Raw genomic sequence first — 948 nt, forward strand, 5'->3', positions numbered from 1 at the left:
TTATTCCACTATGGACTAATCTCGGTATTCATTGAGATATTTTTTAAATCGTGATTATTTAAGCCATAAACCTGAAAACATAAGGACGCTACCCAGGGAAACTACGCTTTTAGCAACGATAAGTAAGCCAGGCGCAACGACGCGTGTTATAGACGATAATGCTTCATAATTTTCAGCATTGTATTTTTTGTGCCCTCCAGTAATCGCGGAAAAGATCGTACAGAGCAGCACAACGGTAACTTTTAGTCCCCATACGCACAGGAAAGACATGGAAAAGATAATCGAATAGTGTTTCGCCGTTGCGACGGAGAATAATGACATTGACTGAGCAAACCATTTCAACGTAAAACCAATAACAACCGTAGCCACTAGCACCAGAACGAACATCAACCCGGTAAGGCACCACTGTTTTTTACTGAATAAGTCTTTTCCATTCCAGATAATCGCTAGCGTCCAAATCATGAAGAGAATAAAGAAAAGCCAATGAATCATAACGTACCACATTTATACATATTGATCTCCAGGCATTGTCAAAACAACAAGATACAGCTTAACGCGGCGAGAGATTTTACTACCAGGCGTAATATTGGCCCGAACCGTTGATTGACTATCTTCTCTTGTCGAAGAATCTGTATTTTCCAATTTTTATCACGCAGGGATGCTTTTAACTAACAAACCATTAGGTACAGACAAAGAAAAAGGCACAGTACAATACCCGTACCAGATGACTAATATAATTATAAGAAATTATCCTCTGGAGCTCTATCGAACAGTTCACCTGCCATTTTGGCGATACGTTCGTGCTGTACGAGTTTGTTTTTCCATTCCTGCGGAATACCGGAATAACCATATAATGCTCCCGCGATTTGTCCCGCCGTCGCTGCAACGCTGTCAGCATCATCGGCAAGGTTAGCGGCCAGTAGAATGGCATCTCGGAAATTATCCGTG

Annotated in this window: 2 protein-coding genes; both read right to left on the reverse strand. The window is 41.5% G+C overall.

Going from position 1 to position 948, the window contains the following annotated elements; genetic code table 11:
* Positions 1-54: 54 nt before the first annotated feature.
* A complete protein-coding gene (locus C5687_RS24260) occupies positions 55-492 on the reverse strand; it encodes a hypothetical protein (RefSeq protein ID WP_238380523.1) in 438 nt (145 codons plus the stop codon).
* Between the two features lie 245 nt (positions 493-737).
* Positions 738-948 (reverse strand): ADP-ribosylglycohydrolase family protein (locus C5687_RS24265; protein ID WP_146086316.1); only part of this gene is annotated, 211 nt, incomplete at its 5' end.

Origin of the sequence: Enterobacter sichuanensis, assembly GCF_002939185.1 — a bacterium.
Taxonomy (GTDB): domain Bacteria; phylum Pseudomonadota; class Gammaproteobacteria; order Enterobacterales; family Enterobacteriaceae; genus Enterobacter; species Enterobacter sichuanensis.